Genomic DNA, 3705 nt, shown 5'->3' with positions numbered 1-3705 from the left:
CCCAGATTGTGTACGATGTAATAGTTTCCGTTTTTCTCTACTTGTATAGTTTCAACGTATTTATTTTCCATGGTCAAAGGTACGGATAATATTGCGGTACAATTGTCAGAGAAATATTATGAATAAATTAATTGCGTAATTTATTACGATTGTCTATCTCGCTTCTTTTGGATTGGTTCCGTAATTTTTTTTGAAAAACTTATTAAAATGACTCAGATCATTAAACCCAAATTCAATACTGATCTCCTTTAGTGGGTATTCCGTGTATTTAAGTTTATTCTCTATCAATTTCAGTTTGTAATTGTCAATATAAGTTTTAATCGGTACCCCCATTTGTTTTTTAAACAATCCAGTTAGATAATTAGGTGAAAAATTAAACACCTCTGCAAGCTCCTTAAGCTGTAAGCTACGGGGATTACGGATCTGCTTATGGATATAGTTTACAATAGACATTACTGTGTTCTCCTGACTGGAAATCTTTGGAGATAATTTCTTTACTGCTGTTTTTTTGATGAGTGAAAATACTGCCCGGACAAGATAAAAGATGGTTTCGTTTCCAGAATTCTGGCTGGTTTCCCATTCCCGGATAATTAAACGGATCAATTGTTCTATTTTAAAAAGCTCTTCTGCAGAATTGACCAAACAAGACTGTAGGGTAGAACTCATTGCCAGTAACTGTTCCATTAATTTGCTCCATTCTTGTAATCCCTGATCAGCAAAGGGACCATCTAAATAGATATTTGTAAATTTTAATATACTAAATTCTGTTCTGTCCTGGATCTCGAAAATGTGATAGTCTTCAGGAGAGAGCAGGAATAAACAAGGTCCCTGATACCACTGAGGTACTTCATTCAGATAATGAAAACCATTGCCGGAATGAATAAAGGCCAGTTCGAAATGATTGTGATTGTGCACAGGAAAAGGCCATTGAGTTGTGGTAAAATGCCTGATATAAAGTGCATCGTGCTGTATAAATCTTTCCAATTGGTGTTATTTACAAATTTATTGTTTAAATGTACAATTTATGTGCTGGTTGAAGGCCTAGGTTTGCATCAAAATTTTTAAATTCCTATGCCTACAGCATCAAAAGTAAAATTACATCCTGCAATTATTCCGCTTATGGCTATTGCTGCAGGTATTATCGTTGCTAATATTTATTATAACCAGCCTATTCTGAAAGAAATAGGGGCTTCTGTTGGGGCAAGTGAAATGGAGATCGGTAAGGTAGCGATGCTTTCACAGATCGGTTATGGACTAGGGATGTTCTTTGTATTGCCCTTAGGTGATAAAGTCAACCGGAAAAATCTGATCGTCCTCATGGCGGGTCTGCTGACTTTGATTTTAATTGGATTTGCCTTGGCAAAGACACTGCTGGAGGTCTATATACTGAGCTTACTCATAGGTATATGTTCTGTCCCCGCACAGATCATTTTGCCCATGGCCGCAACGCTTGATCCGGTGAACAGGGGTAAAACAGTTGGAAAGGTTTTTAGCGGGATACTCGTTGGTATCCTGGGAGCCAGAGTTATTAGCGGTTTAATTGCGGAATGGCTTGGCTGGAGGTATGTCTACGGCATATCGGCAGGTATGGTTTTAGTGATCACCATATTGATCAAACTCTATTTACCTAATGTACCACCCAAATTCAAAGGAAATTACTTTGATCTTTTAAAATCAACTTTATCTCTGATAAGAGAACACAGGGTATTAAGACAAGCCTGCCTGCTGGGATCTTTTACCTTCGGTGTATTTTGTTCCTTTTGGACAACGTTAACCTTTCATCTGAGTACAGTTCCTTTGAATTATCAAACTGGTACAATAGGATTATTTGGCCTGATTGCCATTGGGGGCGCACTTGTTGCTCCATATTTTGGAAAGCTTGCCGATAAAGGAAATACCTTCAGGTCTTTGTGGATTTCTGTTTCTTTAATGATTGGGAGTATATTGCTCATTAAAGTTTTTCCTTTTTCGGTGATTGCCTTAATGATTAGTATTTTCTTTTTGGATATTGGTGTTCAAGCTACACAGATCACCAATTTTGCCCGTATCTACAGCTTGCATGAACATGCGCATAGTCGCTTGAATACCATTTATGTAACCATGTATTTTATTGGAGGAGCTGTCGGTACCTATTGCGGTTTGCTGTCCTGGAAATTAGGAGGTTGGAATCTTTCAACCTATCAAATGCTGATTTGGAGTGGGATTGCCTTGCTCATAGTAATTGTATCCGAAACTGTAACCCGAAGGAGGACTGTGAAATGATTAAAATAGCCATTTTCAGCGATGTACATGGAAATCTGCCCGCTCTAGAAGCGGTACTTGAGGATATAGAAAGGAAAGGTGCAGATCAGATCTATTGTTTGGGGGATCTGGTTGATTTTGCCCCTTGGAGTAATGAAGTGATCGATCTGATCAGAAAACACAAAATCCCTTGTCTGATGGGGAATCACGATGAAAGAGTTGCTTTTGATTTGGATATCCTGCCCCTGGCTAAACATAGTGAAGAAGAAACAGCAGCAAGAACTCTGGCAATTGATCATACCAAGAAAATACTGACCCAGACAAATAAAGATTATTTGGCCAGCTTACCCCGTCAGATAAAATTGAACTTTGGAAAAACACATGAACCAAATCTTTTGCTCGTTCATGGTAGTGTAAGGGATAATGAAGAATATATCTATGACGATCACGATACCGCGGACTTAAAGCAGATGCTACAGATTGAACAAGCGAACGTTCTGGTAATGGGACATACGCATTTGCCTTACATTCGGAAAATTCTTGCTGATGAAAATGCTTCGCCAAATTTGGTACTGGTAAACTGTGGTTCGGTTGGCAGATCAAAAGAAACTGGAGGTTTGGCTAGTTATTGTATGCTGACTATTGATGAGGAAGAGATCGGTGCGGAGATTATTAGACTTCAATATCAGAAAGAGAAAACCATTACAGCTATACGTAAAAGTAAGATTCCAGATTTTTATGCAAATTTCCTAAATCGGTAATTAGATTTTTATAGATACCTGTATAGCAAATTTTTAAAGGGCCCGCAGATTTTCGGGCCCTAACTCTTTAGAAATTAACAACCTGGTAGCCAATGCCATTTGGAAATTCCGGAGCGTCCACTTCAGCATAATACGTTCCGTCAAAATAATAATACTCAATGCCGTTAACTACCTGTATTTCATAGCCATCAGGCAGCGCATCTACAATAGCGCCAACTGGTGGATCAATAACGACATATTGGTTTGATGCAGGATCCAGATTATAGAAAGTACCGAAATAATAATAATAACTCAGCCCTCCAAAAGGAATTGTTCTATAGCCAACCGGGAGGACTTTAAGGCGCATACCTCTTGGAGGCCTGGATACAACATAAGAATTGTTTTTACGTGTATAGTAGACACCTTTACTGAAATAGTAGGGATTTTTACCTGCTTGTAGCCGAATTGGAGCCACAGGTTTTGATGGAGCTGCTGCATTCCATTTTGGCATATTCTTGTAGTGGACGTTGGCTTCACGTAAAACAGTTTGGTGAGCAGGTCTGTTGTCCGGCCTGCTGCCTGGACCATTACTTTGACGTTGTTGTCCTCTGTTTTGGGCGGATGCTGTACTCAGCATCGCCAGGGCGGCGATTATTAAACTGAGCAGTGATTTATTCCAGTTTTTCATATCGAAGATGATTTATTTTAATACACACCCTAACCA

At 38.9% G+C, this 3705-nt stretch carries 4 protein-coding genes; 2 read left to right on the top strand and 2 right to left on the bottom strand.

Annotation, left to right across the window (positions count from 1 at the left end):
- Positions 1-153 precede the first annotated feature (153 nt).
- On the bottom strand, positions 154-984 hold the full coding sequence (locus DBR11_RS23750) for an AraC family transcriptional regulator (protein WP_108555080.1): 831 nt from the start codon (positions 982-984) through the stop codon (positions 154-156).
- A gap of 87 nt (positions 985-1071) precedes the next feature.
- On the opposite strand from DBR11_RS23750, the gene DBR11_RS23745 reads away from it, so the two are divergent.
- Both DBR11_RS23745 and DBR11_RS23740 read left to right on the top strand, forming a co-directional pair.
- The gene (locus DBR11_RS23745) at positions 1072-2262 is read left to right on the top strand and encodes an MFS transporter (RefSeq protein WP_108555079.1); all 1191 of its coding nucleotides are present in this window, start codon (positions 1072-1074) and stop codon (positions 2260-2262) included.
- Entirely contained in the window at positions 2259-3002 is a 744-nt protein-coding gene (locus DBR11_RS23740) for a metallophosphoesterase (protein ID WP_108555078.1), read from the top strand. Before DBR11_RS23745 ends, DBR11_RS23740 begins: the two co-directional genes overlap by 4 nt.
- Positions 3003-3069: 67 nt before the next feature.
- Here DBR11_RS23740 and DBR11_RS23735 read toward each other — a convergent pair whose 3' ends face one another.
- The gene (locus DBR11_RS23735; RefSeq protein ID WP_108555077.1) at positions 3070-3669 is read right to left on the bottom strand and encodes a DUF6515 family protein; all 600 of its coding nucleotides are present in this window, start codon (positions 3667-3669) and stop codon (positions 3070-3072) included.
- Between the last annotated feature and the right edge of the window lie 36 nt (positions 3670-3705).

This window comes from Pedobacter sp. HMWF019 (genome assembly GCF_003061025.1).
In the GTDB taxonomy this organism is placed as follows: Bacteria; Bacteroidota; Bacteroidia; order Sphingobacteriales; family Sphingobacteriaceae; genus Pedobacter.
Note: the sequence above shows the minus strand (reverse complement) of the source record. Positions and strands in the feature narration are given on the sequence as shown.